4 protein-coding genes and 1 pseudogene are annotated in these 18,971 nt (G+C 59.7%); all 5 read left to right on the top strand.

Annotation, left to right across the window (positions count from 1 at the left end):
• Positions 1-235: 235 nt before the first annotated feature.
• The 5 genes and pseudogenes from ybtA (at position 236) to ybtT (ending at position 18,968) form a co-directional block, all read left to right on the top strand.
• Entirely contained in the window at positions 236-1,195 is a 960-nt protein-coding gene (gene ybtA, locus ACJHX4_RS06865) for a yersiniabactin transcriptional regulator YbtA (RefSeq protein ID WP_000140402.1), read from the top strand.
• Between the two features lie 190 nt (positions 1,196-1,385).
• Entirely contained in the window at positions 1,386-7,493 is a 6,108-nt protein-coding gene (irp2, locus tag ACJHX4_RS06860) for a yersiniabactin non-ribosomal peptide synthetase HMWP2 (protein ID WP_000623045.1), read from the top strand.
• An 87-nt stretch (positions 7,494-7,580) separates the two neighbouring features.
• Positions 7,581-17,071 (top strand): annotated as a pseudogene (gene irp1, locus ACJHX4_RS06855) (yersiniabactin polyketide synthase HMWP1).
• A complete protein-coding gene (gene ybtU / locus ACJHX4_RS06850) occupies positions 17,068-18,168 on the top strand; it encodes a yersiniabactin biosynthesis oxidoreductase YbtU (protein ID WP_000982870.1) in 1,101 nt (366 codons plus the stop codon). The pseudogene irp1 and the gene ybtU overlap by 4 nt, the downstream one beginning before the upstream one ends.
• Positions 18,165-18,968: a yersiniabactin biosynthesis thioesterase YbtT gene (ybtT, locus tag ACJHX4_RS06845; RefSeq protein ID WP_000194278.1), complete on the top strand. Its 804-nt coding sequence runs from the start codon at positions 18,165-18,167 to the stop codon at positions 18,966-18,968. Before ybtU ends, ybtT begins: the two co-directional genes overlap by 4 nt.
• The last annotated feature ends 3 nt before the right edge of the window (positions 18,969-18,971 follow it).

Below are 18,971 nucleotides of genomic sequence, written 5' to 3'. Positions count from 1 at the left end.
AACCGGTGTAATCACCTGCCAAAGAGGAAATCGGGACAGCGATTCAGTATTGGATGATTGAGATGACATGGGAGTAACTGAATTTCCTGATGAATTTTTACGGACGCCAAAAACGACAATTCAGGGTGGCGTTCTGAGAATTAATGTGAATAATAACCATTATCAATAACTCATCTACCCCATTCGGTTCTATTTATACCCGCATTGGTCTAAGCCACAGGGAGATAACCAGGTCATGACGGAGTCACCGCAAACGCAATCTGAAATCTCTATTCACCAGTTGGTGGTCGGGAAACCTGCAAACGATGGCAATATTCCTGCTCAGTGTGAACTGCTGCGCTGTTCGTTGCAGGAAGGTATGGATATTTTGCTCTGGAGGGGCCATTTTGCGCGGCCTGAGACGTTGCAGCTACACGACGATCTGGGCAGGATTAACTTCTCGTGCATCCTGGAAGGCACATCGCGCTTTGCGATTCAGGGACTCCGGCGTCACACCGACTGGGAGCTTGCGCGCAATCGCCATTACATTACCCATACGCCAGACTGTCGCGGCAGCGCCTCCTATTGTGGCCGATTCGAGAGCATTACCCTCTCCTTCAGCCCTGAAACCCTCGCGCTGTGGGTGCCGGATATTAGCGCGGTCATTAAGAATAAGATCGACTCCCACTGCTGTTGCCAGCAGCACCGTTGTAATGCTGAAACCCACTTAACGGCTCAGGCCTTGCGTCACGCGCTGATGCGCATGCACAGCGGCTTCAGTCATGAACAAAAGCCGTCGACGCTATGGTTGCAGGGGCAAAGTCTGGTCATGCTCAGTCTGGTGCTGGATGAACATCGCGAAGACGCCAGTTGCCTCTCCTGCCACTTCACCCCGATGGAACGCCAGAAACTGCTGCGGGCGAAGGATCTGCTGCTGGCTGATCTGACGCAAGCGCCGGGCGTCGCGGAGCTGGCCAGAGAGTCCGGTCTGAGCGTTCTCAAAATTAAGCGAGGCTTCCGCGTTCTGTTCAACAACAGCGTCTATGGCCTGTTTCAGGCTGAACGAATGCAGGAAGCCAGAAGACGCCTGGCCAACGGCAATACCTCCGTCATGACGGTGGCGGCCGATCTGGGCTATGCCAACGCCAGCCATTTCTCTGCCGCCTTCCAGAAACAGTTTGGCGTAACTCCTTCGACCTTTAAACGCGGGATGTAACCGGGGTCGCGCCCCCCTAAACTCCTCCCTGACAGAGGCCCGGATACCCCATCAGGGCCTCTGTTCTTTCCGCCTGTTACCAACCCGAAACGGGCATAAATAAACCCGTTTCGGGTAGCATCCAATTGTTAATAATTATTATTCTCATATGAGTAATGCTTTTCGGTAAGACGTGCCATCAGGAGGAAGAATGATTTCTGGCGCACCATCTCAGGATTCGCTGTTACCGGACAACCGCCACGCGGCTGATTACCAACAATTACGCGAGCGGCTCATACAGGAACTGAATTTAACGCCGCAGCAGTTACATGAAGAGAGCAACCTGATCCAGGCCGGCCTGGATTCCATAAGATTGATGAGATGGTTACACTGGTTTCGTAAAAATGGCTACCGCCTTACCCTTCGCGAGCTGTATGCCGCCCCCACGCTGGCGGCATGGAACCAGTTAATGCTCAGCCGGTCGCCGGAGAACGCGGAAGAAGAAACGCCGCCCGACGAATCATCCTGGCCGAACATGACCGAAAGTACCCCCTTCCCATTGACGCCAGTACAGCACGCCTACCTGACGGGCCGCATGCCGGGGCAGACGCTTGGCGGCGTGGGTTGCCACCTGTATCAGGAGTTTGAAGGCCATTGTCTGACGGCGTCGCAGCTGGAGCAGGCCATCACGACCTTGCTGCAACGCCACCCAATGCTGCATATCGCCTTTCGCCCCGACGGGCAGCAGGTCTGGCTACCGCAACCTTACTGGAACGGCGTCACCGTTCATGATTTACGCCATAACGACGCTGAAAGCCGCCAGGCCTATCTGGACGCACTGCGCCAGCGCCTGAGCCACCGTCTTTTACGCGTGGAAATCGGCGAAACGTTTGATTTTCAGCTGACGCTCTTGCCGGACAATCGCCACCGCCTCCATGTCAATATTGACCTGCTGATTATGGATGCCTCCAGCTTTACGCTTTTCTTCGATGAGCTTAACGCCCTGCTGGCCGGAGAATCGCTGCCGGCTATCGACACCCGCTATGATTTCCGCTCGTATTTGCTGCACCAGCAGAAGATCAATCAACCACTGAGAGACGACGCGCGCGCTTACTGGCTGGCGAAAGCATCGACGCTTCCCCCCGCGCCCGTCTTGCCGCTGGCCTGCGAACCCGCCACGCTACGTGAAGTCCGTAATACCCGACGCCGCATGATTGTCCCGGCAACACGCTGGCACGCCTTTAGCAACCGGGCCGGCGAGTATGGCGTGACGCCGACAATGGCACTGGCGACCTGTTTTTCTGCCGTGCTGGCTCGCTGGGGCGGCCTGACGCGTCTGCTGCTTAACATCACCTTATTCGACCGCCAGCCGCTGCACCCGGCGGTTGGCGCGATGCTTGCCGACTTCACCAATATTCTTCTGCTGGATACCGCCTGCGATGGCGATACCGTCAGCAACCTGGCGCGTAAAAACCAGCTCACGTTTACGGAGGACTGGGAGCATCGCCACTGGTCCGGCGTCGAATTACTCCGTGAACTCAAACGCCAGCAGCGCTACCCCCACGGCGCCCCGGTGGTATTTACCAGCAATCTGGGGCGTTCCCTCTACAGCAGCCGCGCAGAATCGCCGTTGGGCGAGCCGGAATGGGGCATCTCGCAAACGCCGCAGGTCTGGATAGATCATCTGGCGTTCGAGCATCACGGCGAGGTCTGGCTACAATGGGACAGCAACGACGCGCTGTTCCCTCCGGCGTTAGTCGAAACATTGTTCGACACCTACTGCCAGTTGATTAACCAACTCTGCGATGACGAAAGCGCCTGGCAAAAGCCGTTCGCAGATATGATGCCCGCCAGCCAGCGCGCGATACGCGAACGGGTCAACGCCACCGGCGCCCCCATTCCCGAAGGCTTGCTGCATGAAGGCATTTTCCGTATCGCTCTGCAACAGCCGCAGGCGCTGGCGGTAACGGACATGCGTTATCAGTGGAATTATCATGAGCTGACAGACTATGCCCGCCGTTGCGCGGGCAGGTTAATCGAGTGCGGGGTTCAGCCCGGCGATAATGTGGCTATCACGATGTCGAAAGGTGCAGGACAACTTGTTGCGGTTCTGGCCGTCCTGCTGGCTGGGGCGGTTTACGTTCCGGTTTCGCTGGATCAGCCTGCCGCACGGCGCGAGAAAATCTACGCTGACGCCAGCGTCCGGCTGGTGCTCATTTGTCAGCACGACGCCAGCGCCGGGTCAGACGATATTCCCGTCCTTGCCTGGCAGCAGGCCATTGAGGCGGAGCCGATCGCCAACCCGGTAGTACGCGCCCCCACGCAACCGGCCTACATTATCTACACCTCCGGCTCTACCGGTACGCCGAAAGGGGTAGTCATTTCTCACCGGGGAGCGCTTAACACCTGTTGCGATATCAATACCCGCTATCAGGTTGGCCCGCATGACAGGGTGCTGGCCCTCTCCGCCCTACATTTTGATTTATCGGTTTACGACATTTTTGGCGTACTGCGCGCGGGCGGCGCGCTGGTGATGGTGATGGAAAATCAACGGCGCGATCCTCACGCATGGTGTGAGCTGATCCAGCGCCATCAGGTCACGCTCTGGAACAGCGTCCCGGCGCTGTTCGATATGCTGCTGACCTGGTGTGAAGGTTTCGCCGACGCCACGCCGGAAAACCTGCGCGCAGTGATGCTTTCCGGCGACTGGATCGGGCTTGACCTCCCCGCCCGTTATCGGGCCTTCCGGCCACAAGGACAATTTATCGCGATGGGCGGTGCCACCGAGGCGTCTATCTGGTCTAACGCCTGCGAAATTCACGACGTCCCCGCCCACTGGCGCTCCATCCCTTACGGTTTTCCGCTAACCAACCAACGCTACCGGGTGGTGGATGAACAGGGCCGGGACTGCCCTGACTGGGTGCCGGGTGAATTATGGATTGGCGGCATTGGGGTCGCGGAAGGCTATTTCAACGATCCCCTGCGTAGCGAGCAGCAATTTTTGACGCTCCCGGACGAGCGCTGGTATCGCACCGGCGATCTCGGCTGCTACTGGCCAGATGGCACAATCGAGTTCCTCGGTCGTCGCGACAAGCAGGTCAAAGTCGGAGGATATCGCATCGAGCTGGGCGAAATCGAAAGCGCGCTCAGCCAGCTGGCGGGGGTGAAACAAGCAACCGTTCTGGCGATCGGCGAAAAAGAAAAAACGCTGGCGGCATACGTTGTTCCTCAGGGCGAGGCTTTTTGCGTTACCGATCATCGGAACCCGGCACTGCCGCAGGCGTGGCACACGCTTGCGGGAACGTTGCCCTGTTGCGCCATCTCGCCAGAGATCTCCGCAGAACAGGTAGCCGATTTCCTTCAGCATCGCCTGCTAAAACTGAAGCCGGGTCACACCGCTGGCGCCGATCCTCTCCCCCTGATGAACTCACTCGCTATCCAGCCGCGCTGGCAGGCCGTGGTGGAACGCTGGTTAGCATTTCTGGTGACACAACGGCGACTGAAGCCCGCTGCTGAAGGTTATCAGGTCTGCGCTGGTGAAGAACGCGAGGATGAGCACCCGCACTTCAGCGGACATGATTTAACGTTATCGCAAATTCTTCGCGGTGCCCGTAACGAACTGTCGTTACTGAACGACGCGCAGTGGTCGCCGGAAAGCCTGGCCTTTAACCATCCGGCCAGCGCCCCGTATATTCAGGAACTGGCGACAATTTGCCAACAGCTTGCACAGCGCTTACAGCGCCCGGTGCGCCTGCTTGAGGTGGGAACCCGCACTGGCCGCGCCGCAGAATCGCTGTTAGCACAGCTCAACGCCGGACAGATTGAGTATGTCGGGCTTGAGCAGAGCCAGGAGATGCTGCTGAGCGCCCGGCAGAGGCTCGCCCCCTGGCCTGGCGCCCGTCTGTCCCTCTGGAATGCAGACACGCTGGCGGCGCACGCTCACTCGGCGGACATTATCTGGCTTAATAACGCCCTGCATCGTCTGCTGCCGGAAGATCCCGGGCTCCTTGCGACATTACAACAGCTTGCCGTTCCCGGCGCGCTGCTCTACGTGATGGAGTTTCGCCAGTTAACGCCGTCCGCCCTACTCAGCACGCTCCTGTTAACCAATGGGCAGCCGGAGGCCTTGCTGCATAACAGCGCCGACTGGGCGGCATTATTTAGCGCGGCCGGCTTCAACTGTCAGCATGGCGATGAGGTCGCGGGGTTACAACGCTTCCTCGTACAATGTCCTGACAGGCAGGTGCGCCGCGATCCCCGTCAACTTCAGGCCGCCCTCGCCGGGCGTCTGCCGGGGTGGATGGTGCCGCAACGGATCGTCTTCCTCGACGCCTTACCGCTGACGGCTAACGGGAAAATTGACTACCAGGCGCTGAAGCGTCGTCATACCCCTGAAGCGGAAAACCCGGCCGAAGCGGATTTACCCCAGGGCGACATTGAAAAACAGGTTGCCGCCCTCTGGCAGCAACTCTTATCAACTGGCAATGTCACCAGAGAAACCGACTTCTTCCAGCAAGGCGGCGATAGCCTGCTGGCGACCCGTCTGACCGGGCAACTTCATCAGGCAGGTTATGAAGCGCAATTAAGCGACCTGTTTAATCATCCCCGGCTGGCGGATTTTGCCGCCACGCTGCGGAAAACCGACGTCCCGGTCGAACAACCATTCGTCCACTCCCCTGAAGATCGCTACCAGCCCTTTGCGCTTACCGACGTGCAGCAGGCTTACCTAGTGGGGCGTCAGCCGGGCTTTGCCCTGGGCGGCGTCGGCTCACATTTCTTTGTTGAATTTGAAATTGCCGATCTGGATCTCACCCGGTTGGAGACGGTCTGGAACCGATTAATCGCCCGCCACGATATGCTACGCGCCGTCGTGCGTGATGGACAGCAACAGGTGCTCGAACAGACGCCTCGCTGGGTAATACCCGCACACATCCTCCATACGCCTGAAGAGGCGTTGCAGGTGCGCGAAAAACTGGCCCATCAGGTACTCAACCCCGAAGTCTGGCCGGTATTCGATCTCCAGGTCGGTTACGTTGACGGGATGCCCGCCCGCCTGTGGCTGTGTCTGGATAACCTGTTACTTGACGGGCTGAGCATGCAGATTCTGTTGGCGGAGCTGGAGCACGGCTACCGCTACCCGCAACAGCTGCTTCCGCCGCTGCCCGTCACCTTCAGGGATTATCTGCAACAACCCTCGCTACAGTCGCCCAATCCAGATTCTCTGGCATGGTGGCAGGCGCAGCTTGATGATATTCCTCCGGCGCCTGCGTTGCCGCTGCGCTGCTTGCCTCAGGAGGTTGAAACACCGCGCTTCGCCCGCCTGAACGGCGCACTGGACAGCACGCGCTGGCATCGGCTGAAAAAACGGGCGGCTGACGCCCATCTCACCCCGTCGGCCGTACTGTTGTCGGTGTGGTCAACGGTTCTCTCTGCATGGAGTGCACAGCCTGAGTTCACGCTTAACCTTACGCTTTTCGACAGGCGACCGCTGCACCCGCAAATCAACCAGATTCTGGGCGATTTCACCTCGCTGATGCTGCTGAGCTGGCATCCCGGCGAAAGCTGGCTGCACAGCGCGCAGTCACTACAGCAGCGGCTGAGCCAGAACCTCAACCACCGCGATGTGTCAGCCATCCGCGTGATGCGTCAACTGGCGCAACGGCAAAACGTGCCAGCCGTTCCGATGCCCGTCGTCTTTACCAGCGCGCTGGGCTTTGAGCAGGATAACTTCCTCGCCCGGCGTAATCTGCTCAAACCGGTCTGGGGCATCTCCCAGACGCCGCAGGTCTGGCTCGATCACCAGATTTATGAATCCGAAGGCGAACTGCGCTTTAACTGGGATTTTGTCGCCGCGCTGTTTCCTGCCGGGCAGGTGGAGCGCCAGTTTGAACAGTATTGCGCATTGCTAAACCGAATGGCCGAGGATGAAAGCGGCTGGCAACTGCCGCTCGCCGCGCTGGTGCCTCCCGTTAAACACGCAGGGCAATGCGCAGAGCGCTCACCGCGCGTATGCCCTGAGCACTCTCAGCCACACATTGCGGCGGACGAGAGCACCGTCAGCCTGATTTGCGACGCCTTCCGCGAGGTGGTTGGCGAGTCTGTCACGCCCGCAGAAAACTTCTTTGAGGCGGGCGCAACGTCGCTGAATCTGGTGCAACTGCACGTTTTGTTACAACGTCACGAATTTTCCACCCTGACGTTGCTTGACCTCTTCACCCACCCTTCTCCTGCTGCCCTGGCCGATTATCTGGCCGGCGTCGCCACGGTGGAGAAAACAAAACGACCTCGCCCTGTTCGCCGTCGTCAGCGGCGGATATAGCGCGAAGCAAACTGATTTTCCCCGGAACGCCATCGCGAACGCATGGCGTTCCATTGACTTTGTGAATCTTAGGAAACGGGACCGATTATGGATAACTTGCGCTTCTCTTCTGCGCCGACAGCAGATTCCATTGATGCATCGATCGCTCAACACTACCCGGACTGCGAACCTGTCGCGGTTATCGGCTACGCCTGCCATTTTCCTGAATCGCCGGATGGCGAAACGTTCTGGCAAAATCTGCTGGAAGGTCGTGAATGCAGCCGACGCTTTACGCGCGAAGAGCTTCTGGCCGTCGGTCTGGATGCCGCCATCATTGACGATCCTCATTATGTCAATATCGGTACGGTGTTAGACAACGCCGACTGCTTCGACGCCACCCTGTTTGGCTATTCGCGACAGGAAGCGGAGTCGATGGACCCGCAGCAGCGCCTGTTTTTGCAGGCGGTCTGGCATGCGCTGGAACATGCCGGTTATGCCCCGGCGCCGTCCCCCATAAGACCGGCGTTTTCGCCTCTTCCCGGATGAGTACCTACCCCGGTCGCGAAGCATTGAACGTGACAGAAGTCGCGCAGGTAAAAGGTCTGCAATCTCTGATGGGCAATGATAAAGACTATATTGCCACCCGCGCCGCGTACAAACTCAACCTGCACGGCCCGGCGTTATCGGTACAGACCGCCTGCTCCAGCTCGCTGGTTGCCGTGCATCTGGCCTGTGAAAGCCTGCGCGCAGGCGAATCCGATATGGCGGTTGCCGGCGGCGTGGCGCTCTCTTTCCCCCAGCAGGCAGGCTACCGCTACCAGCCCGGAATGATTTTCTCTCCTGATGGTCACTGTCGTCCCTTTGACGCCTCGGCTGAGGGCACCTGGGCCGGTAACGGTCTCGGCTGCGTGGTGCTGCGTCGCCTGAGAGACGCGCTGCTGTCAGGCGATCCGATTATCTCGGTGATCCTCTCCAGCGCGGTCAACAACGACGGCAACAGAAAGGTCGGCTATACCGCCCCTTCCGTCGCAGGGCAACAAGCAGTCATCGAAGAGGCGTTAATGCTGGCGGCCATCGACGACAGGCAGGTAGGTTACATTGAAACCCACGGCACCGGCACACCGCTGGGCGACGCGATTGAAATTGAAGCGTTACGCAACGTCTATGCGCCTCGCCCGCAGGATCAGCGCTGTGCGCTCGGTTCCGTGAAAAGTAACATGGGCCATCTGGATACCGCGGCGGGCATTGCCGGACTGCTGAAAACCGTTCTGGCAGTCAGTCGCGGGCAAATTCCTCCCTTACTGAATTTTCACACCCCCAACCCGGCGCTGAAACTTGAAGAGAGCCCCTTTACCATACCGGTGTCGGCACAGGCATGGCAGGACGAAATGCGCTATGCGGGCGTCTCCTCCTTTGGTATTGGCGGCACCAACTGCCATATGATCGTCGCCTCGCTGCCCGACGCGCTCAACGCGCGCCTCCCCAATACGGATAGCGGCAGAAAAAGTACCGCGCTGCTGCTCAGCGCCGCCAGCGACAGCGCGTTGCGGCGGCTGGCGACGGATTATGCCGGGGCGCTGAGAGAGAATGCGGATGCCAGCTCTCTGGCCTTCACAGCCCTGCACGCGCGCCGTCTCGATCTCCCCTTCCGCCTGGCGGCGCCATTAAACCGTGAAACCGCCGAGGCGCTCAGCGCCTGGGCCGGTGAGAAATCGGGGGCGCTGGTTTACAGCGGCCACGGCGCCAGCGGCAAGCAGGTGTGGCTGTTTACCGGCCAGGGCTCGCACTGGCGCACTATGGGTCAAACGATGTACCAGCACTCAACGGCGTTTGCCGACACGCTGGATCGCTGTTTTTCCGCCTGTAGCGAAATGCTCACGCCGTCACTGCGCGAAGCGATGTTTAACCCCGATTCGGCGCAGCTGGACAATATGGCCTGGGCGCAGCCGGCGATTGTCGCGTTTGAAATCGCGATGGCGGCGCACTGGCGTGCTGAAGGACTGAAGCCAGACTTCGCCATTGGGCATTCCGTCGGTGAATTTGCCGCTGCCGTTGTCTGCGGACACTATACGATTGAACAGGTCATGCCACTGGTTTGTCGGCGCGGCGCGCTAATGCAGCAGTGCGCAAGCGGCGCGATGGTGGCGGTATTTGCAGACGAAGACACGCTGATGCCGCTGGCTCGCCAGTTTGAGCTGGATCTCGCCGCCAACAACGGTACGCAACATACGGTATTTTCCGGGCCGGAAGCCCGTCTCGCGGTATTTTGCGCCACGCTCTCGCAGCATGACATTAACTATCGTCGCCTGAGCGTAACCGGTGCGGCGCACTCCGCTTTACTGGAGCCGATACTCGATCGGTTCCAGGACGCCTGCGCGGGACTGCACGCGGAGCCGGGGCAAATACCGATTATTTCCACGCTCACCGCCGACGTCATTGATGAGTCAACGCTCAACCAGGCGGATTACTGGCGCCGACACATGCGCCAGCCGGTGCGTTTTATCCAGAGTATTCAGGTGGCGCATCAGCTCGGCGCCCGCGTTTTTCTGGAGATGGGGCCCGATGCCCAGTTGGTTGCTTGCGGGCAGCGCGAATACCGCGATAACGCATACTGGATAGCCAGCGCCCGGCGTAACAAAGAGGCGAGCGATGTCCTCAATCAGGCCCTGCTCCAGCTTTACGCTGCCGGCGTCGCCCTACCGTGGGCCGACCTGCTGGCGGGCGATGGACAACGTATCGCTGCGCCATGTTATCCGTTTGATACTGAACGTTACTGGAAAGAGCGCGTCTCCCCGGCCTGCGAGCCTGCCGACGCAGCGCTGTCTGCCGGGCTGGAGGTGGCGAGTCGCGCCGCGACAGCGCTCGATCTCCCTCGCCTGGATGCGCTTAAACAGTGCGCCACGCGACTGCACGCCATCTACGTCGATCAACTGGTACAACGCTGTACCGGCGATGCCATTGAGAACGGCGTGGACGCCATGACCATCATGCGCCGTGGACGTCTGCTGCCCCGCTACCAGCAGCTACTCCAGCGCCTGCTGAATAACTGCGTGGTCGACGGCGATTACCGCTGCACCGACGGGCGATACGTCCGCGCCCGCCCCATTGAACATCAACAGCGGGAATCACTGCTGACGGAACTTGCCGGTTATTGTGAAGGTTTTCAGGCTATTCCCGACACCATCGCCCGTGCCGGCGATCGGTTATATGAAATGATGAGCGGCGCGGAAGAACCGGTGGCGATTATCTTCCCGCAAAGCGCCTCCGACGGCGTGGAAGTGCTGTATCAGGAATTCAGCTTTGGCCGCTATTTCAACCAAATCGCCGCCGGGGTATTACGCGGCATTGTCCAGACGCGTCAGCCCCGCCAGCCGTTGCGTATTCTTGAAGTTGGCGGCGGAACCGGCGGCACCACCGCGTGGCTGCTGCCGGAACTCAACGGCGTTCCGGCACTGGAGTACCATTTCACCGATATCTCGGCGCTGTTCACCCGTCGCGCCCAGCAGAAATTCGCCGACTATGATTTTGTGAAGTATAGCGAGCTGGATCTCGAAAAAGAGGCGCAGTCTCAGGGTTTCCAGGCACAGTCTTACGATCTTATCGTGGCAGCGAACGTGATTCACGCCACCCGCCATATTGGCCGCACGCTCGATAATCTGCGCCCCCTGCTCAAGCCGGGCGGGCGCCTGCTGATGCGCGAAATCACCCAGCCAATGCGTCTGTTTGACTTCGTTTTCGGCCCGCTGGTTCTTCCGCTACAGGATCTCGACGCCCGCGAAGGTGAGTTATTCCTCACCACCGCTCAGTGGCAACAACAGTGCCGCCACGCCGGATTCAGCAAAGTGGCGTGGCTACCGCAGGATGGCAGCCCGACCGCCGGGATGAGCGAACATATCATTCTCGCCACGCTGCCCGGTCAGGCGGTTAGCGCCGTAACATTCACCGCGCCATCAGAACCCGTGTTGGGGCAGGCGCTGACGGATAACGGTGATTATCTCGCCGACTGGTCTGATTGCGCAGGTCAGCCCGAACGGTTTAACGCCCGCTGGCAGGAGGCATGGCGTCTGCTTTCACAGCGTCATGGCGACGCTCTGCCTGTGGAACCGCCCCCCGTCGCCGCCCCGGAGTGGCTGGGGAAGGTTCGCTTAAGCTGGCAAAACGAAGCCTTTTCCCGCGGTCAGATGCGCGTTGAAGCCCGTCATCCTGCTGGCGAGTGGCTGCCGCTATCGCCCGCCGCGCCTCTTCCTGCGCCGCAAACGCATTATCAATGGCGCTGGACGCCCCTCAACGTCGCCAGCATTGACCATCCGCTTACCTTTAGCTTCAGCGCCGGTACGCTTGCGCGCAGCGACGAGCTGGCGCAATACGGCATCATTCACGATCCGCACGCCTCTTCACGACTGATGATTGTTGAGGAGAGCGAGGATACGCTGGCCTTAGCGGAGAAAGTGATAGCAGCGCTCACCGCCAGCGCAGCCGGATTGATTGTGGTTACTCGCCGCGCGTGGCGAGTCGAGGAAAATGAAGCACTCTCTGCATCCCATCACGCGCTATGGGCCTTGCTTCGCGTCGCGGCCAACGAACAGCCGGAACGGTTGCTTGCCGCCATCGATCTCGCCGAAAACACCCCGTGGGAAACGCTGCATCAAGGGTTGAGCGCAGTCTCACTATCACAGCGCTGGCTCGCCGCACGGGGTGACACCCTTTGGCTCCCTTCACTGACGCCCAATACGGGATGCGCCGCTGAATTACCGGCAAACGTGTTTACCGGCGATAGCCGCTGGCATCTGGTGACCGGAGCGTTTGGCGGATTAGGCCGCCTTGCCGTGAACTGGCTCAGAGAAAAAGGGGCGCGACGCATCGCCCTGCTGGCACCGCGCGTGGATGAGTCATGGCTACGCGACGTGGAGGGCGGGCAGACGCGCGTCTGCCGTTGTGATGTGGGCGATGCCGGGCAACTGGCCACGGTTCTTGACGATCTGGCGGCCAACGGCGGCATTGCCGGAGCGATTCATGCCGCTGGCGTATTGGCTGACGCGCCCTTGCAGGAGCTTGATGACCACCAGCTGGCTGCCGTTTTCGCGGTAAAAGCGCAGGCGGCAAGCCAACTGTTGCAAACCCTGCGCAACCACGACGGACGCTATCTTATTCTCTACTCTTCCGCTGCCGCCACCCTCGGCGCGCCGGGTCAGAGCGCCCATGCGCTGGCCTGCGGCTACCTGGACGGGCTGGCCCAGCAGTTTTCCACCCTTGATGCGCCGAAAACGCTCTCTGTCGCCTGGGGCGCATGGGGAGAAAGCGGTCGGGCGGCCACGCCGGAAATGCTGGCGACGCTCGCCAGCCGAGGTATGGGCGCGTTAAGCGATGCCGAAGGCTGCTGGCACCTGGAACAGGCGGTGATGCGCGGCGCCCCGTGGCGACTGGCGATGCGCGTTTTTACCGACAAAATGCCCCCGTTACAACAGGCTCTGTTTAACATCAGCGCCACAGAAAAAGCCGCAACGCCGGTCATTCCTCCTGCTGATGACAACGCCTTTAACGGCAGCCTGAGCGATGAAACAGCGGTGATGGCATGGCTGAAAAAGCGGATTGCGGTTCAGCTAAGGCTGAGCGATCCGGCGTCACTGCATCCAAACCAGGATCTGTTGCAACTCGGCATGGACTCGCTGCTCTTCCTTGAACTCAGTAGCGATATTCAGCACTACCTGGGTGTACGCATCAATGCGGAACGGGCGTGGCAGGATCTGTCTCCTCATGGACTCACGCAGCTTATCTGTTCTAAGCCAGAGGCGACGCCTGCCGCTTCGCAGCCGGAAGTATTGCGGCACGACGCCGACGAGCGTTATGCGCCCTTCCCTTTGACGCCCATTCAGCACGCCTACTGGCTGGGGCGAACCCACCTCATTGGCTATGGCGGCGTCGCCTGTCACGTCCTGTTTGAGTGGGATAAACGCCACGATGAGTTCGATCTCGCCATACTGGAGAAAGCATGGAACCAGCTCATCGCACGCCACGATATGTTGCGTATGGTGGTTGATGCCGACGGGCAGCAGCGAATCCTGGCGACAACGCCGGAGTATCACATCCCGCGTGACGATCTGCGCGCGCTTTCCCCGGAAGAACAGCGCATCGCACTGGAAAAACGGCGGCATGAACTGAGCTATCGCGTTTTGCCTGCCGACCAGTGGCCTCTTTTTGAGCTGGTGGTCAGCGAAATCGACGATTGCCATTACCGTCTGCATATGAACCTCGACCTTTTGCAGTTTGATGTGCAGAGTTTTAAAGTCATGATGGACGACCTGGCGCAGGTCTGGCGCGGTGAAACGCTGGCGCCGCTCGCTATTACCTTCCGTGATTATGTGATGGCTGAACAGGCGCGCCGACAGACATCGGCATGGCACGATGCCTGGGATTACTGGCAGGAAAAACTGCCGCAACTGCCCTTAGCGCCAGAGCTGCCGGTGGTTGAGACGCCCCCGGAAACGCCACACTTCACCACCTTCAAATCGACGATCGGCAAGACAGAATGGCAGGCCGTGAAACAGCGCTGGCAGCAGCAAGGCGTCACACCGTCTGCCGCGCTGCTCACGCTGTTTGCCGCCACCCTTGAGCGCTGGAGCCGTACCACAACATTTACGCTGAACCTGACGTTCTTCAATCGCCAGCCGATCCATCCGCAAATCAACCAGTTGATTGGTGATTTTACCTCCGTCACGCTGGTTGATTTTAACTTCTCAGCGCCGGTGACGTTGCAAGAGCAGATGCAACAGACCCAACAGCGCCTCTGGCAAAACATGGCGCACAGTGAAATGAACGGTGTTGAGGTGATCCGTGAGCTGGGCCGCCTGCGCGGATCACAACGTCAACCGCTGATGCCGGTAGTGTTTACCAGTATGCTGGGGATGACGCTGGAAGGCATGACTATCGATCAGGCGATGAGCCATCTGTTCGGCGAACCCTGCTATGTATTCACGCAAACGCCGCAGGTCTGGCTGGATCATCAGGTCATGGAGAGCGACGGCGAGTTGATGTTTAGCTGGTACTGCATGGACAACGTGCTGGAACCCGGCGCTGCCGAGGCGATGTTTAATGACTATTGCGCCATCCTGCAAGCCGTCATCGCCGCCCCTGAAAGCCTGAAGACTCTCGCCAGCGGCATCGCCAGGCACATTCCCCGCCGACGCTGGCCGCTGAACGCGCAGGCGGACTACGACCTGCGGGATATTGAGCAGGCGACGCTCGAATACCCCGGCATCCGGCAGGCCAGAGCGGAAATAACCGAACAGGGCGCGTTGACGCTGGATATCGTGATGGCCGACGATCCTTCGCCATCAGCGGCGATGCCTGATGAGCACGAACTTACCCAACTGGCGCTGCCGTTGCCTGAGCAGGCGCAGCTTGATGAGCTGGAGGCGACCTGGCGCTGGCTGGAGGCGCGTGCGCTACAGGGGATCGCGGCTACGCTAAATCGTCACGGCCTGTTTACCACGCCGGAGATCGCCCATCGCTTTAGCGCAGTAGTACAGGCGCTGTCCGCGCAAGCGTCTCACCAGCGTCTGCTGCGCCAGTGGCTACAGTGTCTGACGGAAAGAGAGTGGTTAATCCGCGAAGGTGAAAGCTGGCGCTGCCGCATTCCGCTCAGCGAGATTCCTGAGCCTCAGGAAGCGTGCCCGCAAAGCCAATGGAGCCAGGCGCTGGCGCAGTATCTGGAAACCTGCATCGCCCGGCACGACGCCCTCTTCTCCGGGCAGTGTTCTCCGCTGGAATTGCTGTTCAACGAGCAGCATCGCGTTACCGACGCGCTGTATCGCGACAACCCCGCCAGCGCCTGTCTGAATCGCTATACCGCGCAGATTGCCGCCTTGTGCAGCGCAGAACGGATTCTGGAGGTTGGCGCCGGAACCGCAGCCACTACCGCGCCGGTGCTGAAGGCCACGCGGAACACGCGGCAGTCGTACCACTTCACGGACGTCTCCGCGCAGTTCCTCAATGACGCCAGAGCCCGTTTCCATGATGAATCGCAGGTGTCTTATGCCTTGTTCGACATCAACCAGCCGCTGGATTTCACCGCCCACCCGGAGGCGGGTTACGACCTGATCGTTGCCGTCAATGTGCTCCACGACGCCAGCCATGTCGTCCAGACGTTGCGCAGATTAAAACTGTTGCTGAAAGCCGGCGGACGTTTGCTGATCGTTGAAGCGACGGAGCGAAACAGCGTATTCCAGCTGGCGAGCGTGGGCTTTATTGAGGGATTAAGCGGATACCGCGATTTCCGCCGCCGGGATGAGAAACCGATGCTCACCCGCTCCGCATGGCAGGAGGTTCTCGTTCAGGCCGGGTTTGCAAACGAGCTGGCGTGGCCCGCGCAGGAATCGTCGCCGCTGCGCCAGCATCTGCTGGTAGCGCGTTCGCCTGGCGTAAATCGCCCGGATAAAAAAGCCGTGAGCCGCTATTTACAGCAGCGCTTTGGCACCGGTCTGCCCATTTTACAGATCCGGCAAAGAGAAGCGTTATTTACGCCGCTGCATGCCCCGTCTGATGCGCCGACTGAGCCAGCCAAACCCACGCCAGTTGCCGGGGGGAATCCGGCACTGGAAAAACAGGTGGCTGAACTCTGGCAATCGCTGCTGTCTCGCCCCGTGGCAAGGCATCACGACTTTTTCGAACTGGGCGGCGACAGCCTGATGGCGACAAGGATGGTCGCGCAGCTAAACCGGAGAGGGATTGCCAGGGCTAACCTTCAGGATCTGTTCAGCCATTCGACGCTGAGCGACTTCTGCGCCCATCTACAGGCGGCTACGTCAGGAGAGGACAACCCGATACCCCTTTGCCAGGGCGACGGTGAGGAAACCCTGTTTGTCTTCCACGCTTCAGACGGCGATATCAGCGCCTGGCTGCCGCTCGCTAGCGCGTTGAACAGGCGCGTTTTCGGCCTGCAAGCAAAATCGCCGCAGCGCTTTGCCACGCTCGACCAGATGATCGATGAGTATGTCGGGTGCATCCGTCGTCAGCAGCCTCACGGCCCTTATGTGCTGGCGGGTTGGTCGTATGGCGCGTTTCTTGCGGCGGGCGCCGCACAACGCCTGTACGCCAAAGGCGAGCAGGTTCGGATGGTGTTAATCGATCCCGTGTGCCGACAGGATTTCTGTTGCGAAAACCGGGCGGCCCTGCTGCGCCTGTTAGCCGAAGGACAAACGCCTCTGGCACTGCCCGAACATTTCGACCAGCAGACGCCCGACAGCCAGCTTGCCGACTTTATCAGCCTCGCTAAAACGGCCGGTATGGTGTCGCAAAACCTGACGCTGCAAGCGGCAGAAACGTGGCTCGACAACATCGCGCATCTGCTGCGTTTACTGACTGAGCATACGCCGGGCGAAAGCGTTCCGGTCCCCTGTCTCATGGTGTATGCCGCCGGGAGACCCGCGCACTGGACGCCAGCAGAAACCGAGTGGCAGGGCTGGATAAACAACGCCGACGACGCTGTGATTGAAGCCAGCCACTGGCAAATCATGATGGAAGCCCCCCACGTTCAGGCTTGTGCGCAACACATTACGCGCTGGCTTTGCGCAACCTCAACGCAACCGGAGAACACGTTATGATGCCGTCCGCCTCCCCAAAACAACGCGTACTGATTGTGGGCGCCAAATTTGGCGAAATGTACCTGAATGCCTTTATGCAGCCCCCGGAGGGGCTGGAACTGGTCGGCCTGCTGGCGCAGGGAAGCGCCCGTTCAAGAGAGCTGGCTCATGCGTTTGGCATTCCGCTGTATACCTCGCCGGAACAGATAACCAGGATGCCGGATATCGCCTGTATTGTCGTGCGTTCGACCGTCGCCGGAGGAACCGGTACGCAGCTTGCCAGACACTTTCTGACGCGCGGCGTACACGTCATTCAGGAGCATCCCCTCCACCCGGATGACATCAGTTCCTTACAAACGCTGGCGCAGGAACAGGGCTGCTGCTATTGGGTAAACACGTTTTATCCGCATACGCGCGCGGGACGCACATGGCTTCGCGATGCGCAGCAGCTGCGTCGCTGTCTGGCTAAGACGCCGCAGGTGGTCCACGCCACCACCAGCCGACAGTTGCTCTACTCCACTCTGGATTTGTTGTTGCTGGCTCTGGGCGTTGATGCCGCCGCCGTGGAGTGCGACGTGGTTGGCAGCTTTAGCGATTTTCACTGTCTGAGACTCTTCTGGCCGGAGGGAGAAGCCTGCCTGCTGCTTCAGCGCTATCTCGATCCTGACGATCCAGATATGCATAGCCTTATCATGCACCGCCTGCTGCTGGGCTGGCCGGAAGGTCATCTTTCGCTGGAGGCGAGCTACGGCCCCGTCATCTGGTCATCCAGCCTGTTTGTCGCAGACCATCAGGAGAACGCCCACAGCCTCTACCGCAGACCGGAGATCCTGCGCGATCTGCCGGGTCTGACGCGCAGCGCGGCGCCCCTGAGCTGGCGCGACTGCTGCGAAACCGTCGGGCCGGAGGGCGTCAGCTGGTTGCTACACCAGTTGCGCAGCCATCTGGCGGGCGAACATCCACCAGCGGCCTGCCAAAGCGTACATCAGATCGCGTTATCACGTTTATGGCAGCAGATTTTACGTAAGACCGGCAATGCGGAGATCAGACGCCTGACGCCGCCGCACCACGACCGGTTAGCCGGTTTCTACAACGATGATGATAAGGAGGCGCTGTGACGCAATCTGCAATGTGCATCCCGCTGTGGCCCGCCCGGAACGGCAATACTGCGCATCTGGTCATGTGCCCTTTCGCTGGCGGCAGCAGTAGCGCGTTTCGCCACTGGCAAGCTGAGCAACTGGCTGATTGCGCGCTTTCTCTGGTGACCTGGCCGGGGCGCGATCGCCTTCGCCATCTGGAACCGCTCAGAAACATTACACAACTGGCGGCACTGCTGGCGAACGAGCTGGAAGCATCCGTATCGCCTGACACGCCGCTTTTACTCGCCGGGCACAGCATGGGGGCGCAGGTGGCGTTTGAAACCTGCCGACTTCTGGAGCAACGGGGGCTTGCGCCACAAGGACTGATTATTTCCGGGTGCCATGCCCCGCATCTGCATTCTGAACGCCAGCTCAGCCATCGCGATGATGCCGACTTTATCGCTGAGCTGATAGACATTGGCGGATGTTCTCCTGAACTGCGGGAAAACCAGGAATTAATGTCGCTGTTTCTTCCTCTTCTGCGCGCTGATTTTTACGCCACCGAGAGCTATCACTACGACTCGCCCGACGTCTGTCCGCCGCTGCGCACGCCTGCGCTGTTATTGTGCGGCAGCCACGATCGCGAAGCCTCCTGGCAGCAGGTCGATGCCTGGCGTCAGTGGCTGAGCCACGTTACAGGCCCGGTGGTGATTGACGGCGATCATTTCTATCCCATTCAACAAGCCCGGTCCTTTTTTACGCAGATTGTCCGCCATTTTCCCCACGCATTTTCTGCAATGACCGCGTGGCAAAAACAGCCCAGTACTTCAGAAAGGTGACGC

Source organism: Escherichia sp. WS2035 (assembly GCF_046487065.1).
GTDB classification, from domain to species: domain Bacteria; phylum Pseudomonadota; class Gammaproteobacteria; order Enterobacterales; family Enterobacteriaceae; genus Escherichia; species Escherichia coli.
This window is presented reverse-complemented; position numbering and strand designations above follow the sequence as displayed.

Excerpts from the sequence above, each read along its gene's own strand:
- ybtA (WP_000140402.1), top strand. The coding sequence starts at position 236 with ATGACGGAGTCACCGCAAACGCAATCTGAAATCTCTATTCACCAGTTG.
- irp2 (WP_000623045.1), top strand. The coding sequence starts at position 1,386 with ATGATTTCTGGCGCACCATCTCAGGATTCGCTGTTACCGGACAACCGC.
- ybtU (WP_000982870.1), top strand. The coding sequence starts at position 17,068 with ATGATGCCGTCCGCCTCCCCAAAACAACGCGTACTGATTGTGGGCGCC.